Source organism: Streptomyces sp. NPDC051310, assembly GCF_044455245.1.
In the GTDB taxonomy this organism is placed as follows: Bacteria; Actinomycetota; Actinomycetes; order Streptomycetales; family Streptomycetaceae; genus Streptomyces.
This window is the reverse complement of record NZ_JBITEO010000007.1, coordinates 279,427-298,936: the sequence shown is the minus strand read 5'-3', so window position 1 is coordinate 298,936 and position 19,510 is coordinate 279,427. Positions and strand designations below refer to the sequence as shown.

Genomic DNA, 19,510 nt, shown 5'->3' with positions numbered 1-19,510 from the left:
CCCCGCGGGCGCGGGGGGGGGGCCGCCCGCCCCGCCCCCCCCCCCCCCCCCCGCCCCCCCCCCCCCCCCCCCCCCCCCCCCCCCCCCCCCCCCCCCCCCCCCCCCCCCCCCCCCCCCCCCCCCTTCTCCGTACCGGCGTACGGGCTACTTCCGCGGCACGGTCCCGCCGGTCGCCGCGTCCACGACCTTCCGGTCGCCCAGCGGCGCGTCGAGCGTCACCGTCACGGTCTGCTCCTCGGCGATGGCGATGCAGTAGCGCTCCGGCTCCGGCGGCGACTCGACCACCGTCACCCGCACCTGCCCCGCGCTCTCCTCGGCCTCGGCCGTGTACGTACTGCACACACCGGCCCAGAAGGTGACGGTGAGCTTCCGCCCGCTGCCGTCCACGCGGTACGACTCGGCCTGCCGGCCCGACGCGTCGGGCAGCTCCGGCCGCGAGGCGGTCGGGGTGGGCGTCGGCGCGGGCGCCGGGGCCAGATGCTCCGGCGACACCGCCGGATAGGTGATCGTGAACGGCTGCGCGCCGCCCTCCGGCTCCACCTGGAACAGCCACGACGGCACGAGCGCCGGACGCCCCTGCGTGAACTGCGCCGCCAGGCCGAAGACGGCCTTCCCGATCGTCACCGTCTCCCGGGCGGGCGTCCGTTGCGGGTCGCACGCCACGTCCCGCCCGGCCTCGCCCTCCAGCGGCGCGGGGGTCGCGCAACCGCCGATCCCGACGCGGCCGTCCCGCGAGGACCCCTCGTTCAGCAGCTTCAGCGCCTCCCCGGCGCCGATCACCGGGTACTCGGCACCCCGGACCGGCTCCTTCAGCCGCCCGCTGCCGCCCACCAGCCGCCCGTCCGGGCCCACCTGGATCCCCGTCGACCAGCCGTACGTCGGCAGCCCGCCGACCACCGGGTCGGCGTTCACCACCCGGACGGAGCCCATCACCTGCGTGGCGTCCAGCTTCGCCGCGTCCTGGCCCAGCGCCTTCAGCAGCGGCGCGGCCGCCTTCTTAGCGGCGTCCTCGCCCACCGGCCGCCCGCCCGCGGCCGAGCCGCCCGCGGGACACCGGGTGCCCTTGCCGCAGTCGTCACCCGTCGGCGCCGCCCCGTAGGTCCACGTGCCCGGCGCGTCCCTGCCGACCTGGAGCAGCGCGCCCGAGCCGTCCTTCTCCGCGACCTTCCAGGCGTCGCCGTCCAGCCGCGGCGTGCCCGGCACGCCCAGGGCCCGCGCCAGCCGCGCCACCTCGTCCGCGCCGACCGCGCCCTGCGCCCGGTACACGGGCGCCGCGTCCGGCCCGTCCGGCAGGCCGCCCGCCGCCCGGTAGACCACCCCGCGGGGATCCGGCTCCCCGGGCGCGATCCCGGAACCCTCCGGGTGCCCGTCCAGCACCAGCGGCGGCGGGTTCGTGCGCCCCGCCGCGGGCCGGGCCGGCCCGCCGTCCGACGCGCTCGTGGCGAGGTACGCACCGCCACCCCCGGCGAGCAGCACCGCCGCCGCCACCGAGGCGACGACCAGCGGCGAACGCCGCCGACGGGGGGTGTCCTGTGTGGGTCCGGGCTCCGTACTGCTGCTCACCGCAACGCTCCTTCGTCCGTCGTATCCCCTTGACGGGGGACACCCATGGGACGGGACGGGGGAGCGGCCGGTTCCCCCGGTGTCAGGTGCCGTACTCCGCGGTGGAGGCGATCAGCCGGGCCGACGCGGGCGGCACGACCACCCCGTGGATCAGGGACGGCGGGACGGGGGCCGGCGCCTCCTCGGCCGGCACCACCCAGTGCCGCACCATCCGGGCGCTGTCGCCGCGCAACTCCGCCAGGCCGAACTCCCGGCCCGTCTCGGACTCCCACTGCCCCCGCGAAGCGATGAATTTGGTCATGTCCGCACCGTACGCACGCCGACCGCCGAGGAAAAAGACCTACTATCGGGTAGTTTCCGCACTTCGGGGCCGGTTGCCGACCCGGTAGCGTTAACCGTCAACTCCACCTCCCAGCAGGAGCTCCCAGCCGTGCGTATCGCAGTCACCGGCTCCATCGCCACCGACCACCTGATGACCTTCCCCGGCCGATTCGCCGATCAGCTGGTCGCCGATCAGCTGCACACGGTCTCCCTCTCCTTCCTCGTCGACACCCTCGACGTCCGCCGGGGAGGCGTCGGCGCCAACATCTGCTTCGGCATGGGTCAGCTCGGGACCCGCCCGATCCTGGTCGGCGCCGCGGGCTACGACTTCGACGAGTACCGCGCCTGGCTCGACCGGCACGGCGTCGACACCGGCTCCGTACGGATCTCGGAGGTCCTGCACACCGCGCGCTTCGTCTGCACCACCGACGCCGACCACAACCAGATCGGCTCCTTCTACACCGGCGCCATGAGCGAGGCCCGGCAGATCGAGCTCCAGGCGGTCGCCGACCGCGTCGGCGGCCTCGACCTCGTCCTCATCGGCGCGGACGACCCCGAGGCGATGCTGCGCCACACCGAGGAGTGCCGCTCGCGCGGCATCCCGTTCGCCGCGGACTTCTCCCAGCAGATCGCCCGCATGGACGGCGACGAGATCCGCATCCTGCTGGACGGTGCGACCTACCTCTTCTCCAACGAGTACGAGAAGGGGCTCATCGAGAACAAGACCGGCTGGACGGACGCGGAGATCCTCGGCCGGGTCGGCCACCGCGTCACCACCCTCGGCGCCCGCGGCGTCCGCATCGAGCGGGCCGGCGAGCCGGCCATCGAGGTCGGCTGCCCCGACGAGGAGGCGAAGGTCGACCCGACCGGCGTCGGCGACGCCTTCCGCGCCGGCTTCCTGTCCGGCCTGTCCTGGGGCGTCAGCCTGGAGCGCGCCGCCCAGGTCGGCTGCATGCTCGCCACCCTCGTGATCGAGACGCTCGGCACCCAGGAGTACACCCTGCGCCGCGCCCACTTCATGGAGCGGTTCACCAAGGCGTACGGCGACGAGGCCGGCGCCGAGGTCCAGGCGCACCTCGCCTGACCACCGCCGGGAGGGGCACCCGGGGTGCCCTTCCCGCGCTCAGGCCAGGCGGCGGACCTCGTACGCCGAGCCCCGCTCGGCCGGGCGCTCGCCCACGTACTCCTGGCCCCGCATGTCGCACCAGGCCGGGATGTCCAGGCGGGCCGCCTCGTCGTCGCTGAGGACCGTCACGGTCGCGCCCACCGGTACGTCGCCGATCACCTTCGCCAGCTCGATCACCGGGATCGGGCAGCGCCTGCCGAGTGCGTCCACCACGAGGCTCCCGCCCTCCGGGCCCGGCGCCGCGGACGCCGCGGGCGCGCCCAGCCGCTCGCGCACCCCGGCCACCGCCCGCGGCAGCACCTCCAGGAACCGCTCGACCTCCTCCGCCGCCGTACCGAAGGGCAGCGACACCCGTACGTTCCCCTCCGACAGCACCCCCATGGCGCGCAGGACATGGCTGGGCGTCAGCGTCGAGCTCGTGCACGACGATCCGGACGAAACGGAAAAACCCGCCCGGTCCAGCTCGTGCAGCAGTGTCTCCCCGTCGACATAGAGACACGAGAAGGTCACCACGTGTGGCAGCCGCCGCACCGGATCCCCGACCACCTCCACGTCCGGCACCGACTGCGGAACGCGCGCCCGGATCCGCTCCACCAGCTCCCGCAGCCGCCCGGCCTCCGCCTCGGCCTCCGCCCGCACGGCCCGCAGCGCGGCCGCCGCGGCCACCACGGCCGGGATGTTCTCGAAGCCGGGGGCCCGCCCCGACTCCCGCTCGTCCACCGGTCCCCGGGGGGCGAACCGGACCCCCTTGCGCACCACCAGCAGCCCCACGCCCGAGGGGCCGCCCCACTTGTGGGCGCTCGCCGCCAGCAGCGACCAGCCGCCCGGCACCGGACCCCAGGGCAGCGACTGCGCCGCGTCCACCAGCAGCGGCACCCCGGCCGCGCGGCACTCCTCGGCGACCTCGGCGACCGGCTGCTCGGTCCCGACCTCGTGGTTGGCGGACTGCAGGCACGCCAGGGCGGTGTCGTCCCGCAGCGCCGCGGCGTACCCGGCCGCGTCCACGCGCCCGGCCCGGTCCACGGCCACCTCGGTCACCGTGCCGCCGTCCGCCTCGTGGGCCGCCGCGGCGTGCAGCACCGACGAGTGCTCGACCGCCGAGACGACCAGATGCCGCCCGACCCGCCGGCGCCCGGCGAGCGCCCCGGCAACTCCGGAGTGCACCGCCCGTGTCCCCGAAGGAGTGAAGACGAGCTCGTCGGCCCGGCAGCCCACCGCCTCCGCCGCGGCCTCCCGCGCCGCGTCCAGCAGCAACCGGGCCCGCCGCCCCTCCCGGTGGAGCCGCGCGGGATCGGCCCACCCCTCGTCGAGCGCCGCGACGAGCGCCTGCCGTGCGACGGGGTGGAGGGGAGCGGACGAAGCGGAATCGAAGTAGGCCACGCCCCCACGCTAACTCCGGAGCCCTCTTCTCCCAGCCCGGCCGCGGGGGACGGGCGCCCCGGGGACGAGCGCACTTCCCCAAAAGAGGGGCGCGGCGGCGCGTTGGGTACCCTCCCCGCGCGACCCCAAATAGCGTCCAGTAGGGTTTGGTCCGCATAAACATCCAAACCCCTGCCCGCGTCAGGGCCGGCGACCGACCAGCGTGACGGCCGCAGCCGACCGCGCGGGCGAGACTCTCGGGAAGGCGCTACGTGAGTCCCAACGGCTCCGACCGCTCGTCGCGGCGCCCGATGCGGCGGAAGCTGCCGCAGGTGCTGACTGCGGGCCTGATCCTGGCTACCGCCTCCGGTTGCTCGTACAACTGGGAGGACTTCCCCCGTCTTGGTATGCCCACCCCGGTGACGGAGGAGGCTCCGCGGATCCTCTCCCTCTGGCAGGGCTCGTGGGCGGCTGCGCTCGCCACGGGCGTGCTGGTCTGGGGCCTGATCCTGTGGAGCGTCATCTTCCACCGGCGCAGCCGCACCAAGGTCGAGGTTCCTCCGCAGACCCGGTACAACATGCCCATCGAGGCGCTGTACACGGTGACCCCCCTCATCATCGTCTCGGTGCTGTTCTACTTCACCGCGCGCGATGAGTCGAAGCTCCTCGAGCGCTCCAAGAACCCGGCCCACACCATCAACGTGGTGGGCTACCAGTGGAGCTGGGGCTTCAACTACGTCGAGAACGTCGACGGCAAGGCCGACACGGACGCCAAGTCCGCCAAGGAACTCGGTGCCATCCCGGAGAGGTTCCAGAAGGACTTCCCCGCCGGCGCCGAGGGCGTGTACGACTACGGCATCCCCGGTACCCGCAACCCCCAGAACGGCAACCCGGGTCCGACCCTGTGGCTGCCGAAGGGGGAGAAGGTCCGGTTCGTCCTGACCTCCCGTGACGTCATCCACTCCTTCTGGGTGGTCCCCTTCCTGTTCAAGCAGGACGTCATCCCGGGCCACACCAATGTCTTCGAGGTGACTCCCACCCAGGAGGGCACCTTCAAGGGCAAGTGCGCCGAGCTCTGCGGCGTCGACCACTCCCGCATGCTGTTCAACGTCAAGGTGGTCTCTCCGGAGCGCTACCAGCAGCATCTGAAGGAGCTGGCCGAGAAGGGGCAGACCGGCTTCATCCCGTCGGGCATTGAGCAGACGGACCCGGCCAGGAACTCGGAGACGAACCAACTGTGAGCATCCTCAACGAACCTCAGGGTGCCGCCACGGCAGCCGACGGCTCGGTGACCGAGCCGTACGAGAATGAGCACCCCGTACGGCGCAGGCGGCCCGGCAATGTCGTCGTGAAGTGGCTGACCACCACCGATCACAAGACGATCGGCACGCTTTACCTGGTCACGTCGTTCGTCTTCTTCTGCATCGGTGGTCTGCTGGCGCTCTTCATGCGCGCCGAGCTGGCCCGTCCGGGCACGCAGATCATGTCGAACGAGCAGTTCAACCAGGCGTTCACGATGCACGGCACGATCATGCTGCTGATGTTCGCGACGCCGCTGTTCGCCGGCTTCGCGAACTGGATCATGCCGCTGCAGATCGGCGCGCCCGACGTGGCGTTCCCGCGGCTGAACATGTTCGCGTACTGGCTGTACCTCTTCGGCTCGCTCATCGCGGTGGCCGGCTTCCTCACCCCGCAGGGTGCGGCCGACTTCGGCTGGTTCGCCTACACGCCGCTGTCGGACGCGGTCCGGTCGCCGGGTGTCGGCGCCGACATGTGGATCATGGGTCTGGCCTTCTCCGGCTTCGGCACGATCCTCGGCTCGGTCAACTTCATCACCACGATCATCTGCATGCGCGCTCCGGGCATGACGATGTTCCGCATGCCGATCTTCACCTGGAACGTGCTGCTGACCGGTGTGCTGGTCCTGCTCGCCTTCCCGGTCCTCGCCGCCGCGCTCTTCGCGCTGGAGGCGGACCGCAAGTTCGGCGCACACATCTTCGATCCCGCCAACGGTGGATCGCTGCTGTGGCAGCACCTCTTCTGGTTCTTCGGCCACCCCGAGGTGTACATCATCGCGCTGCCGTTCTTCGGCATCGTCTCGGAGATCATCCCGGTCTTCAGCCGCAAGCCGATGTTCGGTTACATCGGTCTGGTGGCCGCGACCATCGCGATCGCCGGTCTGTCGGTGACGGTGTGGGCGCACCACATGTACGTCACCGGTGGTGTGCTGCTGCCGTTCTTCTCCTTCATGACCTTCCTGATCGCGGTACCGACCGGTGTGAAGTTCTTCAACTGGATCGGCACCATGTGGAAGGGCTCGCTGTCCTTCGAGACACCGATGCTGTGGACGATCGGCTTCCTGATCACCTTCACCTTCGGTGGTCTGACCGGTGTCATCCTGGCCTCGCCGCCGATGGACTTCCACGTCTCGGACTCGTATTTCGTGGTCGCGCACTTCCACTACGTCGTCTTCGGCACCGTGGTGTTCGCGATGTTCGCCGGCTTCCACTTCTGGTGGCCGAAGTTCACGGGCAAGATGCTGGACGAGCGGCTCGGCAAGATCACGTTCTGGACGCTGTTCATCGGCTTCCACGGCACCTTCCTGGTGCAGCACTGGCTGGGTGCCGAGGGCATGCCGCGCCGGTACGCGGACTACCTCGCCGCGGACGGCTTCACCGCGCTGAACACCATCTCGACGATCGCGTCGTTCCTGCTCGGCATGTCGATCCTGCCGTTCTTCTACAACGTCTGGAAGACGGCCAAGTACGGCAAGCCGGTCGGCGTGGACGACCCGTGGGGCTACGGCCGCTCGCTGGAGTGGGCGACGTCCTGCCCGCCGCCGCGGCACAACTTCCTCACGCTGCCGCGCATCCGCTCCGAATCCCCGGCGTTCGACCTGCACCACCCTGAGATCGCCGCGATCGGCCAGCTGGAGAACCACGGGCAGAAGGACACCGCGCTGCTCGGTGGCAAGGAGGTCGGCAAGTGAAGATCCAGGGCAAGATGTTCATCTGGCTGAGCGTCTTCATCCTCGCCATGGCCGTCGTGTACGGCCTGTGGTCGAAGGAGCCGGCCGGTACGACGGCGCTCTTCCTGGCCTTCGGCCTGGCGGTCATGATCGGCTACTACCTGGCCTTCACGGCCCGGCGCGTGGACGCCATGGCGCAGGACGACAAGGAGGCCGACGTCGCGGACGAGGCCGGTGAGGTCGGCTTCTTCTCGCCGCACAGCTGGCAGCCGCTCTCCCTGGCGATCGGTGGCGCCTTCGCCTTCCTGGGCGTCGCGCTCGGCTGGTGGCTGCTGTACTTCGCCCTGCCGCTGATCCTGATCGGCATCTGGGGCTGGGTGTTCGAGTACTACCGGGGCGAGAACCAGAACCAGTAGTCCTACTGGCTCAGGTCCACGCTCGTCGAGGGGCCCGGTGACCTCCGCAGGGAGGTCACCGGGCCCCTCTTTCGGGCGTATCCGGCGTGCCCCTGTCGACAGCACTTCCTACGGTGTGCTCATGAGCCACACGATCCGTTTGCGCACCGCCATAAGCTGCACCCTGCTGGTCGCCGTCACCGGAGCGAGTGCGACCGCGTGCGGTGGCCCGGAGGGCCATCCCCTTTCCGCGGAGCCGTACGACGCGGCTCAGCAGATCGAGTTCAACGGCCCCGCCGGATCCCGGAAGGCCCCCCTCGACAAGCCGCTCGAGGTCAGGGCCAAGGGCGGGGACGGCCGCATCACGGACGTCACGGCCGTCGACGCCGCGGGCCACTACCTGGCGGGCGAGCTCGCCGCCGACGGCAGCCGCTGGCGTTCCACGGCGCCGCTGGTCGCCGCCACCCGCTACACCGTCCGGGTCGCCACGGAGGACGACAGCGGCGCACCGGGGCTCCGTACGCTGACGTTCGACACGGCAGCGGCCAAGAGGGTGCTGAACGTCCGTTTCGGCCCGGAGGCGGGCACGTACGGCGTGGGACAGCCCATCACCGCCGAGCTCGGCTCCCCGGTGTCCTCCAAGGCGGGCCGCGCCGCCGTCGAGCGCTCCCTGAAGGTCCGCTCCACCCCGGCCGTCGAGGGCTCCTGGTACTGGGTGGACGACAAGAAGCTGCACTTCCGGCCCAAGGAGTTCTGGCCCACGGGCACGTCGGTCACCGCCACGGGCAACCTCGCCGGCGTACGGATAGAAGGCGCCCTGTACGGAGGGCCCGTCAAACCCCTGAGCCTGACCATCGGCGACCGCATCGAGGCCATCACCGACGCGGCGGCCCACCGGATGACGGTCAAGCGCAACGGGGAAGTGATCAATACCATTCCGGTGACCACCGGAAAGCCGGGCTTCTCCACCCGTAACGGCATCAAAGTGGTGCTCGGCAAGGAGTACTTCGTCCGGATGCGCAGCACCACCGTCGGCATCGCGGCCGGCAGCAGCGAGTCGTACGACCTGCCCGTCTACTACGCCACCCGGGTCACCTGGAGCGGCGAGTACGTCCACGCCGCGCCCTGGTCCGTGGGATCGCACGGCGCCGCCAACGTCAGCCACGGCTGCACGGGCATGTCCACCAGCAATGCCGCCTGGTTCTTCAAGACCGTCCGTCCGGGTGACGTCGTCACGGTCGTGAACAGCGGCGGCAACCCGATGGACCCGTTCGGCAACGGCTTCGGCGACTGGAACGTGCCCTGGGACAAGTGGCGCACGGGCAGCGCCCTCCTGACGGGCTCCCACCCGCACGCCACGCCCGCGGACGCGGCCCGCATCCGCCCGGCGGCCGCCTGAGGCTCAGGCCTCGACGGCGAGCCGGCTGCGCAGCAGTCCGGCCAGGGCGTCCGCCAGCTCCACCGGGTCGACCGGGAGCGTCACCGCGGCGTCCGCCCGGCTCCAGGTGGCCAGCCAGGCGTCCTGCGGGCGGCCGATGAGCAGCAGCACGGGCGGGCAGCGGAAGACCTCGTCCTTGATCTGCCGGCAGACCCCCATGCCGCCGGCCGGCACCGCCTCGCCGTCCAGGACGCAGACGTCCACACCGCCCGCGTCCAGGTGCTCCAGCACCGCCGGGAGCGTCGCGCACTCGATGTACTCGACCGGCGGAACGTCGGCCGCGGGCCTGCGCCCGGCCGCCAGCCGCACCTGCTCGCGGGTGCTGGCGTCGTCGCTGTAGACCAGGACGGTGGCGCTCGACTGCATTGTTCCTCCGAGTACGTCGGCGGCATGGGCAGGTGGGGCAGGTACCGATGGGCCGGATGCTACTCCTCCGCACCCCGCGTCGGCACCGCTTCGAAACACCCCTTCGAAGCCCGTTCGGGTGGGCCGTTCGGGCTGGACGGAGCGCATCAACACACCGAACAGCACCCCCCGGAGTGAGGGCGGGATAAGCGACCGACATAATGTCGGTCGTGGCGACAGCAACGACAGTAGAAACCGGGCACGCGCACCCGTCGGTCAATCGGCCGAACCTCACCAGCGTCGGAACCATCATCTGGTTGAGTTCCGAGCTGATGTTCTTCGCGGCCCTCTTCGCGATGTACTTCACCCTCCGATCGGTGACGGGTGCCGAGTTCTGGTCCCAGCAGGCGGGTCACCTGAACTTTCCGTTCTCGGCGACCAACACCACGATCCTGGTGCTCTCCTCCCTCACCTGTCAGCTCGGCGTGTTCGCCGCCGAGCGGGGCGACGTGAAGAAGCTCCGGGCGTGGTTCATCGTCACGTTCATCATGGGTGCGATCTTCATCGGCGGCCAGGTCCTCGAATACACCGAGCTGGTCAAGGAGGCGGGGCTCTCCCTGTCCTCCGACCCGTACGGCTCCGTGTTCTACCTGACGACCGGCTTCCACGGCCTGCACGTGACGGGCGGCCTCATCGCCTTCCTGCTGGTCCTGGGCCGGACGTACGCGGCGAGGAGGTTCACCCACGAGCAGGCAACCGCCGCCATCGTCGTGTCCTACTACTGGCACTTCGTCGATGTCGTCTGGATCGGCCTCTTCGCCACGATCTACATGATCAAGTAATCGGGTCCACCTCCGTAGACCCGAACACATCCAGCAAGCATCGACGCAGAAGATCCTGACACCGGGGTAATCCGTGAAAAAGCTCTCCGCACGACGACGCCATCCGCTGGCGGCGGTCGTCGTCCTACTTCTCGCGCTGGCGGCCACTGGGGGGCTGTACGCCGCGTTCGCACCCGCGGGCAAGGCGCAGGCCGACGAAACCGCCCAGTCACTCGCCATCGAGGAGGGCAAGAAGCTCTACTCCGTCGGCTGTGCCAGCTGCCACGGAACCGGCGGTCAGGGCACCTCCGACGGCCCGAGCCTGGTCGGCGTCGGCGCAGCCGCCGTGGACTTCCAGGTGGGCACCGGCCGTATGCCGGCCCAGCAGCCGGGCGCCCAGGTGCCCCGCAAGAAGGTCATCTACACGCAGGCCCAGATCGACCAGCTCGCGGCGTACGTCGCGTCCCTCGGTGCCGGCCCGAGCGTGCCGACCGAGAAGCAGTACAGCCCCGAGGGCGCCGACATCGCCCGCGGTGGTGACCTGTTCCGTACCAACTGCGCCCAGTGCCACAACTTCACCGGCGAGGGCGGTGCCCTGACCGAGGGCAAGTACGCGCCCGAGCTCGACGGAGTGAGCCCGAAGCACCTGTACGAGGCCATGCAGACCGGCCCGCAGAACATGCCCTCCTTCCCCGACACGACCATGCCGGAGCAGGAGAAGAAGGACATCATCGCGTACATCCAGACCGTCAACAGCGACAAGACCGCCACCCCCGGCGGCTTCGCGCTGGGTGGTCTCGGTCCGGTCAGCGAGGGTCTGTTCGGCTGGATCTTCGGTCTGGGTTCGCTGATCGCTATTGCCGTCTGGGTCGCGGCCCACACCGCTAAGGCCAAGAAGTCATGAGTAGCCAAGAGATTTCCGAAGAGAGCCTGCTCCACAAGCAGGACGCCGCGCACGGCACGGCGGTAGCCGAGAACCCGTTCGCCGACCCGGGGCTGCCGCCCCACAAGCCGCGTGTCCAGGACATCGACGAGCGGGCCGCCAAGCGGTCCGAGCGCACGGTCGCCCTGCTGTTCACGCTGTCGATGCTGGCCACGATCGGCTTCATCGCCTCGTTCGTGATCTTCCCGGTCGACAAGATCATCTACGTCTGGCCGCTGGGTCACATCAGCGCGACGAACCTGTCGCTCGGCATGACGCTCGGCATCGCCCTCTTCTGCATCGGCGCGGGCGCGGTCCACTGGGCCCGCACCCTGATGTCCGACGAGGAGATGGCCGACGACCGGCACGCCATCCAGGCGGACCCGGACGTCAGGGCCAAGGTGATGTCGGACTTCGCCGACGGCGCGCGCGAGTCCGCGATCGGCCGGCGTCCGCTGATCCGCAACACCATGTTCGGCGCGCTGGCCATGGTGCCGCTCTCCGGTGTGGTGCTGCTGCGCGAGCTGGGCCCGATGCCCGAGAAGAAGCTGTTCCACACCTCGTGGAGCAAGGGCAAGCAGCTCATCAACATGAACACGAACGAGCCGCTGCGTCCCGAGGACGTCGCGGTGGGCTCGCTGACCTTCGCCAAGCCCGAGGGCCTGGAGGAGAGCGACCACGAGTTCAACACGAAGATCGCCAAGGATGCCCTGATGATCGTCCGGATCCAGCCGGAGGACATCAAGGACAAGCGCGAGCTCGAGTGGTCGCACGAGGGCATCGTGGCCTTCTCCAAGATCTGCACCCACGTGGGCTGCCCGATCTCCCTGTACGAGCAGCAGACCCACCACGTCCTCTGCCCGTGCCACCAGTCCACCTTCGACCTCTCCGACGGCGCCCGCGTCATCTTCGGCCCGGCCGGTCACGCCCTCCCGCAGCTGCGGATCGGCGTCAATGACGAGGGCTTCCTCGAGGCGCTCGGCGACTTCGACGAGCCCGTCGGTCCTGCATTCTGGGAGCGCGGATGAGCACCACGACCGCAACAGACGCCAAGCGGAAGGCGCCCGCCGGCGAGCGCGTCGCCGACTGGGCCGACGGCCGGCTGGGGATCTACTCCCTGGCCAAGGCCAACATGCGGAAGATCTTCCCGGACCACTGGTCCTTCATGCTGGGTGAGGTCTGCCTCTACAGCTTCATCATCATCATCCTCACGGGTGTGTACCTGACGCTGTTCTTCCACCCGAGCATGAACGAGATCGAGTACCACGGCTCGTACGTGCCGATGCAGGGCATCCGCATGACCGAGGCGTACGCCTCGACCCTGGACATCAGCTTCGACGTCCGCGGTGGTCTGCTGATCCGGCAGATCCACCACTGGGCCGCGCTGATCTTCATCGCGGGCATGTTCGTGCACATGATGCGCGTCTTCTTCACCGGCGCGTTCCGCAAGCCGCGTGAGATCAACTGGCTGTTCGGCTTCCTGCTGTTCGTCCTGGGCATGTTCACCGGCTTCACCGGTTACTCGCTCCCGGACGACCTGCTCTCCGGCACCGGTGTCCGCTTCACGCAGGGCGCGATCCTGTCCATGCCGATCGTCGGCACGTACATCTCGATGTTCCTGTTCGGCGGGGAGTTCCCGGGCCACGACATCATCGCCCGGTTCTACTCGATCCACATCCTGCTGCTGCCGGGCATCATGCTCGGCCTCGTGGTGGCGCACCTGATCCTGGTCTTCTACCACAAGCACACGCAGTTCGCGGGTCCCGGCCGCACCAACAACAACGTCGTCGGCATGCCGCTGCTGCCGGTCTACATGGCCAAGGCCGGAGGCTTCTTCTTCCTGGTCTTCGGTGTCATCGCGATCATCTCCGCGCTGTTCACGATCAACCCGATCTGGGCGCTCGGCCCGTACCGCCCGGACCAGGTGTCCACCGGCGCGCAGCCCGACTGGTACATGGGCTTCGCCGAGGGCCTCGTCCGTGTGATGCCGGGCTGGGAGATCAACCTGTGGGGCCACACGCTCGTCCTGGGCGTGTTCATCCCGCTGGTCGTCTTCGGCATCATGCTCGCCGCGATCGCGCTCTACCCGTTCATCGAGTCGTGGATTACCGGCGACAAGCGCGAGCACCACATCCTGGACCGCCCGCGCAACGCGCCGACCCGTACCGCCCTCGGTGTCGCCTGGGTGACCGCGTACATGGTCATGCTGATCGGTGGTGGCAACGACATCTTCGCCATCAAGTTCCACATGTCGATCAACGCGATCACCTGGTTCGTCCGGATCGCCTTCTTCGCCGCTCCGGTCGTCGCGTTCATCGTCACCAAGCGGATCTGCATGGGTCTGCAGCGGCGCGACAAGGACAAGGTGCTGCACGGCCGCGAGTCCGGCATCATCAAGCGCCTGCCGCACGGTGAGTTCGTCGAGATCCACGAGCCGCTCAGCCAGGCGCAGCTGCACGCGCTCACGGCGCACGAGCAGTACAAGCCGGTCGAGATCGGCCCCACGGTCGACGAGAACGGTGTCGAGCGCAAGCCGTCGCGCGGCCAGCGGCTGCGCGCCAAGCTCAGCAAGGGCTACTTCGGGGACGACAACCAGGTCCCGAAGGCCACCGTGGAGGAGTACAAGGAGATCGCCAGTGGCCACGGCCACCACTGATCTCCCGGCGCTCGCCGCCTGACCCGAGGGTCGCCACACCGCATCGAGCCCCGTCCATTCACCGGACGGGGCTCTTTGCCGTCCCCCGGGTCTCGATAGGGTGGAGTCACCCTTCGACGTACCGACGACACCAGGAGCGACCATGAGCGCTGTGCAACCCGCGGGTGGGGGTGCCCCCGGCGAAGCGAGGGGGAGCTCGAACGCGGCGGGTCGTTCCTGGCCCGAGGTGCTGAACGGCCTGCTGGAGGGGCGCGACCAGAGCGCCGACGACACCGCGTGGGCGATGGACCGCATCATGCGCGGCGAGGCCACCGACGCCCAGATCGCCGGCTTCGCCGTCGCGCTGCGGGCCAAGGGCGAGACGGTCGACGAGCTCGCCGGCCTGGTCCGCACCATGTACGCGCACGCCAACCTGATCGAGGTGCCGGGGCCGTCGGTCGACCTCGTCGGCACCGGCGGCGACGGCGCCAGGACCGTCAACATCTCCACCATGTCCGCGATCGTGGTGGCGGGCACCGGCGCCAGGGTCGTCAAGCACGGCAACCGCGCCGCCTCCTCCGCCTCCGGCTCCTCCGACGTGCTGGAGAAGCTGGGCGTCAACCTGGAGCTGACGCCCCGGCGGGTCGCGGAGGTCGCCGAGGAGGCGGGCATCACCTTCTGCTTCGCGGTGAAGTTCCACCCGGCGCTGCGGCACGTGGCCATCGCCCGCAAGGAGCTGGGCATCCGCACGGTCTTCAACTTCCTCGGCCCGCTCACGAACCCGGCGCGCGTACGGGCCCAGGCCACCGGCGTCGCCGATGCGCGGATGGCCCCGATCATGGCGGGGGTGCTCGCCGAGCGCGGCTCGTCCGCCCTGGTGTTCCGCGGCGACGACGGCCTCGACGAGCTGACCACCACGGCCACCTCCAAGGTGTGGGTGGTACGGGACGGGGCGGTGCGCGAGGAGGCGTTCGACCCGCGCGAGGTCGGCATCGAGCTCGTACCCGTCGAGGCGCTGCGGGGCGCGGACGCCTCGTACAACGCGGACGTGGCCCGGCGGCTGCTGGCCGGGGAGACCGGGCCGGTGCGGGACGCGGTGCTGCTCAACGCGGCGGCCGCGCTGGTGGCCCTGGAGCCGTCGGACGCGCCGCTCGCGGAGCAGCTCCGGGCGGGCATGGCGAAGGCGGCCGAGTCGATCGACTCGGGTGCGGCGCGGGCGGCGCTGGACCGGTGGGTGACGGCGAGCAACGCGTAGGAAGTGTCCCCCCGACGGGGCCCGGCCATCGGCCGGGCCCCGTCGTGCGTCCCGCCATCCGGACGCCCGGCTTGCGCGGAGGCGATCACGTGGTTTAGCTTCTCGACAGGTCATGAGTGACAGCGAAGAGGCCCCGGCCCGCTGTCCGGCAACCCTCCGTCCGTGGCGGGGTGCCCCGGGTGAAGACCAGGTCGCAGGCAGCGAGGTCTGCGGCAAGCGCGGACCCCTGCACACCCTGGGGTCCTGGTCCTCAAGGGAGCAGTCTCGTGAGCAAGCGAATGCGATAGGGCGTATCCGCCCCTCCTCCGGCACCCCTCTTCCTCTCCTTCTCCGCACGCGCCGCGGCGCCGCGTCGTGATGTCGCCGACGCGCCCCGGTGTGCGGATTCCGCTTGCTTCGTACGGGAGTTCGCCATGTCTGTCACCACGGTTGCCGCCGATCAGTCCGTCTGTGCCCCGCTGCCCGTTCTGGGGCGGGATGTCACCGTGCCGCTCGTCACCGGTGGCGAGGTCACCTACGCCGCGCTCGACTACGCCGCCAGCGCCCCCGCGCTCCAGCGGGTGTGGGACGACGTGGCCGCGTACGCGCCCTACTACGGCAGCGTGCACCGCGGCGCCGGGTACCTGTCCCAGCTGTCGACCGACCTGTTCGAGAACAGCCGCGCCGCCGTCGCCGCGTTCCTCGACTGCCGCGACGGCGACCAGGTCGTCTTCACCCGGTCGACCACCGACTCGCTGAACCTGTTGGCCCGGGCGCTGCCCGCCGGCTGCCAGGTCTTCGTCTTCGAGACCGAGCACCACGCCTCGCTGCTGCCCTGGGGGGACGACCGGGTCACCTGCCTCGACGCGCCCCGCACGCACGGGGAGGCGGTCCGCACGCTGGAGCGGGCGCTCGCCGACCGGGACCCCCACGGCCCCGCCCTGGTCTGCGTCACCGGCGCGTCCAACGTGACGGGCGAGCTGTGGCCCGTCCGGGAGCTCGCCGCCGCCGCGCACGCGCACGGCGCGCGGATCGTGCTGGACGCCGCGCAGCTCGCCCCGCACCACCCCGTCTCCGTGCGGGACCTGGACGTCGACTGGGTGGCGTTCTCCGGGCACAAGCTGTACGCGCCGTTCGGGTCCGGCGTCCTCGCCGGTCGGGCCGACTGGCTGAGCGAGGCCGAGCCGTACCTGGCGGGCGGCGGCGCGTCCCGCAAGGTCGCGCGGCGCGCCGACGGCGGCGTGGACGTCGAGTGGCACACCACCGCCGCCCGCCACGAGGCCGGCTCGCCCAACGTCATCGGCGCGTACGCCGTCGCCTCCGCCTGCAAGGCGCTCACCGAGACCGGGTTCGACACGCTGGTGGCCCGCGAGCGGTACCTGATCGCCAAGGTCCGCGAGGGGCTCGCCGAGGTGCCGGAGGTGAAGGTGCTGTCGCTGTTCGGCGCCGACGCGCCGCGCGTCGGCGTCCTCTCCTTCGTCGTCCGCGGCTGGAACAGCTCGCACTTCGCGGCGGCCCTGTCCGCCGAGTACGGCATCGGCGTCCGCGACGGGCTGTTCTGCGCCCACCCGCTGGTGCGCACCCTGCTCGGCAGCGACCCCGAGGACGTCGGGGAGTGCGGCGCGCCGGACGGCGGGAGCACCACCCTCAACGCGATCCGGGTCAGCTTCGGGGCGGGGACGCCGGACGAGCACGTCGACCGGTTCGTTCGGGCCGTGAAGGAGCTCGTCCGGGACGGGGCGAAGTGGAACTACCGTACGGAGGACGGGCGTTGTGTGCCCGACCGCGGCTGACCAGGCGTGTGCCGACCAGGACCGTGCGCAGGGCCCGCTCGGCGGCGTCCGCGAGGAGCCCCGCGGCGTGCTCCAGGGCGTGTGACAGCGGTACGGGACCGGGGGCGATCGACTCGTAGGCGTCCAGCCCCGCGTCCCCCGCCCCGGGCCCCAGGGTCCCCGCCAGCGCGAGGACCGGGACGCCGGCCTCGCGGGCCCGGCGCGCCACCTCGCCGGGGATCTTGCCGCGCACGGTCTGCTCGTCCAGCGCGCCCTCACCCGTGATGACCAGGTCGGCGCCCGCGAACCGTTCGGTCAGGTCCAGCCCGTCGAGCAGCACCTCGAAGCGCGGCAGCAGGCGGGCCCCGAGCGCCGCGAGCCCGGCGCCCAGGCCGCCGGAGGCGCCGGTGCCCGGTGCCGCGCGCAGGTCGGCGCCCGGGGCGAACGCCGCCGTCAGCGCGGCCGCCCAGTGCTCCAGGGCCGCCGACAGCTCCTCCACCTGCGCGGGTGTCGCGCCTTTCTGCGGCCCGAAGACGCGGGCCACGCCGCGCTCGCCGCACAGCACGTTGTAGGGGTTGCACGCCACCAGCAGCTCGGTCTCCGCGAGGCGCGGGTCCAGCCCCCGCGGGTCGACCACCGCAAGCCGTGACAGCGCCGCGCCCCCGCGGGGGAGTTCGCGGCCGTCGGCGTCCAGGAGGCGGACCCCCAGCGCCTGGAGCGCGCCGGCGCCCCCGTCGGACGTACCGGAGTCGCCGCAGCCGACCAGGATGCGGCGGGCGCCGGAGTCCAGGGCGGCGCGGAGCAGTTCGCCCACGCCGTACGTGGTCGTGGCGCCCGGGTCGCGGCGGTCCTGCTCCACCAGCGCGAGCCCCGCGACGGCGGCCATCTCCACCACCGCCGAGCCGTCGCCCAGCAGCGCGAAGTGGCTGTCGACGGGGTCGCCCAGCGGGCCGGTCGCCGTGCACGGCACGAGGCGCCCGCCCGTCGCGGCCGCCAGCGCCTCCGCCGTGCCCTCGCCGCCGTCGACCAGCGGGACCAGGTCCAGCTCCGCGGTCGGCAGCACCCGCAGCACCCCCTCGGCGATGGACTCCGCGGCCTCCCGCGCGGACAGCGATTCCTTGAAGCCGCTCGGTGCGACGGCGATGCGGTAGGAAGGGTTCACGGCTGGGCCTCCAGGAGGACGGGCACGCCGAGCAGCGGCCAGACGGTCAGGGCGAACAGCAGGACCACACCCGCGGTGAGCGGCGCCAGCACCGCCGACAGCCGCAGCAGGTCGCGGGGCGTGTAGGTGGGCACGCCCGCCGGGACGTCGGCGAAGAGCGCCACCGGCTTGGCGGACGCCGGCAGCGTGTGGCAGAACCCGGCCGCGGCGGTGGAAGCCAGCGCGGCGGTGACCGGGTTGACCCCGGCGGCCGCCGCGGCCGCCACCACCAGCGGCACGAGCACCGAGGAGCGGGCCGAGCGGGACTGCAGGGCGAGATGGGCGACGGTGCTGACCAGCACGACGACGGTGAGGAACAGCCACGGCGGCCCGTCCGCCGGCAGCCCCGCCACCAGCCACGCCGCCGCGCCCGAGTCCGCCAGCGCCACGCCCATCGCCATCGTCGCCGCCATGAACAGCAGCAGCGGCCACGGCACCGTCCGCAGCGCCTCCTTGAGCCGTACGGTGCCGAGCGCCGGCGACGCGGCCACCACCGCGCCGATCAGCGCGACCACCGCGGGCGGGACCCGGTGCAGCGGCTCGCTGCACCACAGGACCACCACCGTCGCCAGCAGCAGCGCGCAGCGCGCCTCGGCGGTGGTCAGCGGACCTGTGACGGGGGTGGGGGAGTGCTCCTCGATCGCGGCGGGGGTGAGGTCCACCGGAGCGCGCCGGTCGGCGCGCGAGGTCGTGGTCAGCAGCACCGCCTCGGCCGCCAGGTGGGACGAGACGACGGCCAGCGGCAGGCCCAGCAGCAGCCACTCCACGAATCCGAGCCGCCGGCCCGCCTGCTCCCACAGGACGCTGACGGTGATGAGGTGGGCGCCCGCGCCGATCAGCGTGGCGACCGCGGACAGCAGCACCACGGTCGGGAAGAGCAGCGCCAGCATCACCACCAGCCGCCGCCGGTCCTCCAGCACCTTGGCCAGCGCCAGGAAGACCGGCAGCGCGAGGGCCGCCCGCCCCGACGTGGCCGGGACGGCGAACGACGTCACCACCAGCGCGGCGGTGGCGAGGTGGACCAGCTGGCGCACCGTGCGGGCACCGCCGACCAGGAACGCCGCCGCCCGCCCCGCGAGCCCCGTCCGGGTGACCGCGGCCGCCAGGACGAACGCACAGATCAGCAGCCAGACCGTCTCGTCGCCCAGGGTGGCGAAGAGAGCCTCACTGCTGATCACCCCGGTCGCGGTGAGGGCCAGTCCGGCACCCAGCGCGATGTACGTGTCGTCGACGGACGTCGCGGTCCAGGCGACGGTGGCGAGGACGAACACGGCGAGGGTGAGGCGGGCATCGGCGCCGAGACCGGGAAAGAGCGAGGGCATGGCCAGCAGCGCGCACACCCCGAGCGCACCGCCGAGCCCTGTCGACCGGCCGGGGGAGAGGGTCACGGCTCCAGTCTCGGACCGGGCC

The 19,510-nt window shown here is 71.4% G+C and carries 16 protein-coding genes, 1 pseudogene and 1 riboswitch; of the genes and pseudogenes, 11 read left to right on the top strand and 6 right to left on the bottom strand.

What is annotated here, in order from left to right; translation table 11 throughout:
- Window positions 1-144: 144 nt before the first annotated feature.
- Complete coding sequence (locus tag ACIA79_RS13560) at window positions 145-1,563, bottom strand: hypothetical protein (protein WP_399428370.1); 1,419 nt, start codon at window positions 1,561-1,563, stop codon at window positions 145-147.
- An 82-nt stretch (window positions 1,564-1,645) separates the two neighbouring features.
- Window positions 1,646-1,864: a hypothetical protein gene (locus tag ACIA79_RS13555; protein ID WP_399428369.1), complete on the bottom strand. Its 219-nt coding sequence runs from the start codon at window positions 1,862-1,864 to the stop codon at window positions 1,646-1,648.
- A gap of 129 nt (window positions 1,865-1,993) precedes the next feature.
- Between ACIA79_RS13555 and ACIA79_RS13550 the strand changes: the two genes are divergently transcribed.
- Window positions 1,994-2,968 carry a carbohydrate kinase family protein gene (locus ACIA79_RS13550; RefSeq protein ID WP_399428368.1) on the top strand — a complete coding sequence of 325 codons (975 nt, stop codon included), beginning with the start codon at window positions 1,994-1,996 and terminating at the stop codon, window positions 2,966-2,968.
- A gap of 39 nt (window positions 2,969-3,007) precedes the next feature.
- On the opposite strand, the gene ACIA79_RS13545 is transcribed toward ACIA79_RS13550, so the two are convergent.
- Window positions 3,008-4,390 carry a cysteine desulfurase/sulfurtransferase TusA family protein gene (locus tag ACIA79_RS13545; RefSeq protein ID WP_399428367.1) on the bottom strand — a complete coding sequence of 461 codons (1,383 nt, stop codon included), beginning with the start codon at window positions 4,388-4,390 and terminating at the stop codon, window positions 3,008-3,010.
- 251 nt (window positions 4,391-4,641) lie between these two features.
- Here ACIA79_RS13545 and coxB point away from each other — a divergent pair, with 251 nt between their 5' ends.
- The 4 genes from coxB to ACIA79_RS13525 all read left to right on the top strand — a co-directional run bounded on the left by coxB (window position 4,642) and on the right by ACIA79_RS13525 (window position 9,131).
- Complete coding sequence (gene coxB, locus ACIA79_RS13540) at window positions 4,642-5,610, top strand: cytochrome c oxidase subunit II (protein ID WP_031069715.1); 969 nt, start codon at window positions 4,642-4,644, stop codon at window positions 5,608-5,610.
- Complete coding sequence (ctaD, locus tag ACIA79_RS13535) at window positions 5,607-7,358, top strand: cytochrome c oxidase subunit I (protein ID WP_391811429.1); 1,752 nt, start codon at window positions 5,607-5,609, stop codon at window positions 7,356-7,358. Before coxB ends, ctaD begins: the two co-directional genes overlap by 4 nt.
- A complete protein-coding gene (locus tag ACIA79_RS13530) occupies window positions 7,355-7,753 on the top strand; it encodes a cytochrome c oxidase subunit 4 (protein WP_031069716.1) in 399 nt (132 codons plus the stop codon). The genes ctaD and ACIA79_RS13530 overlap by 4 nt, the downstream gene beginning before the upstream one ends.
- Window positions 7,754-7,874: 121 nt before the next feature.
- A complete protein-coding gene (locus tag ACIA79_RS13525) occupies window positions 7,875-9,131 on the top strand; it encodes an Ig-like domain-containing protein (RefSeq protein ID WP_399428366.1) in 1,257 nt (418 codons plus the stop codon).
- 3 nt (window positions 9,132-9,134) lie between these two features.
- On the opposite strand, the gene ACIA79_RS13520 is transcribed toward ACIA79_RS13525, so the two are convergent.
- Window positions 9,135-9,536, bottom strand: a complete 402-nt coding sequence (locus tag ACIA79_RS13520; RefSeq protein ID WP_399428365.1) for a hypothetical protein — start codon at window positions 9,534-9,536, stop codon at window positions 9,135-9,137.
- A gap of 200 nt (window positions 9,537-9,736) precedes the next feature.
- Between ACIA79_RS13520 and ACIA79_RS13515 the strand changes: the two genes are divergently transcribed.
- From ACIA79_RS13515 to ACIA79_RS13490, 6 genes are all read left to right on the top strand, one after another.
- Window positions 9,737-10,357 carry a heme-copper oxidase subunit III gene (locus ACIA79_RS13515; protein WP_391811431.1) on the top strand — a complete coding sequence of 207 codons (621 nt, stop codon included), beginning with the start codon at window positions 9,737-9,739 and terminating at the stop codon, window positions 10,355-10,357.
- Window positions 10,358-10,430: 73 nt separating this feature from the next.
- A complete protein-coding gene (locus ACIA79_RS13510) occupies window positions 10,431-11,240 on the top strand; it encodes a c-type cytochrome (protein WP_399428364.1) in 810 nt (269 codons plus the stop codon).
- Window positions 11,237-12,286, top strand: a complete 1,050-nt coding sequence (locus ACIA79_RS13505) for a Rieske 2Fe-2S domain-containing protein (RefSeq protein WP_399428363.1) — start codon at window positions 11,237-11,239, stop codon at window positions 12,284-12,286. Before ACIA79_RS13510 ends, ACIA79_RS13505 begins: the two co-directional genes overlap by 4 nt.
- Complete coding sequence (locus ACIA79_RS13500) at window positions 12,283-13,914, top strand: cytochrome bc complex cytochrome b subunit (protein ID WP_399428362.1); 1,632 nt, start codon at window positions 12,283-12,285, stop codon at window positions 13,912-13,914. The genes ACIA79_RS13505 and ACIA79_RS13500 overlap by 4 nt, the downstream gene beginning before the upstream one ends.
- A gap of 142 nt (window positions 13,915-14,056) precedes the next feature.
- Window positions 14,057-15,148 carry an anthranilate phosphoribosyltransferase gene (gene trpD / locus ACIA79_RS13495; protein ID WP_399428361.1) on the top strand — a complete coding sequence of 364 codons (1,092 nt, stop codon included), beginning with the start codon at window positions 14,057-14,059 and terminating at the stop codon, window positions 15,146-15,148.
- 108 nt (window positions 15,149-15,256) lie between these two features.
- A riboswitch (SAM riboswitch) is annotated at window positions 15,257-15,373 on the top strand.
- Between the two features lie 188 nt (window positions 15,374-15,561).
- The gene (locus tag ACIA79_RS13490) at window positions 15,562-16,920 is read left to right on the top strand and encodes an aminotransferase class V-fold PLP-dependent enzyme (RefSeq protein ID WP_399428360.1); all 1,359 of its coding nucleotides are present in this window, start codon (window positions 15,562-15,564) and stop codon (window positions 16,918-16,920) included.
- Here the strand turns inward: ACIA79_RS13490 and ACIA79_RS13485 are convergent.
- Together ACIA79_RS13485 and ACIA79_RS13480 are read right to left on the bottom strand one after the other, a co-directional pair.
- A pseudogene (locus ACIA79_RS13485) lies at window positions 16,916-18,061 on the bottom strand (glycerate kinase); the annotation flags it as partial. The gene ACIA79_RS13490 and the pseudogene ACIA79_RS13485 sit on opposite strands and share 5 nt — an antisense overlap.
- On the bottom strand, window positions 18,058-19,422 hold the full coding sequence (locus ACIA79_RS13480) for an SLC13 family permease (RefSeq protein ID WP_399428384.1): 1,365 nt from the start codon (window positions 19,420-19,422) through the stop codon (window positions 18,058-18,060). The gene ACIA79_RS13480 and the pseudogene ACIA79_RS13485, both read right to left, overlap by 4 nt.
- Between the last annotated feature and the right edge of the window lie 88 nt (window positions 19,423-19,510).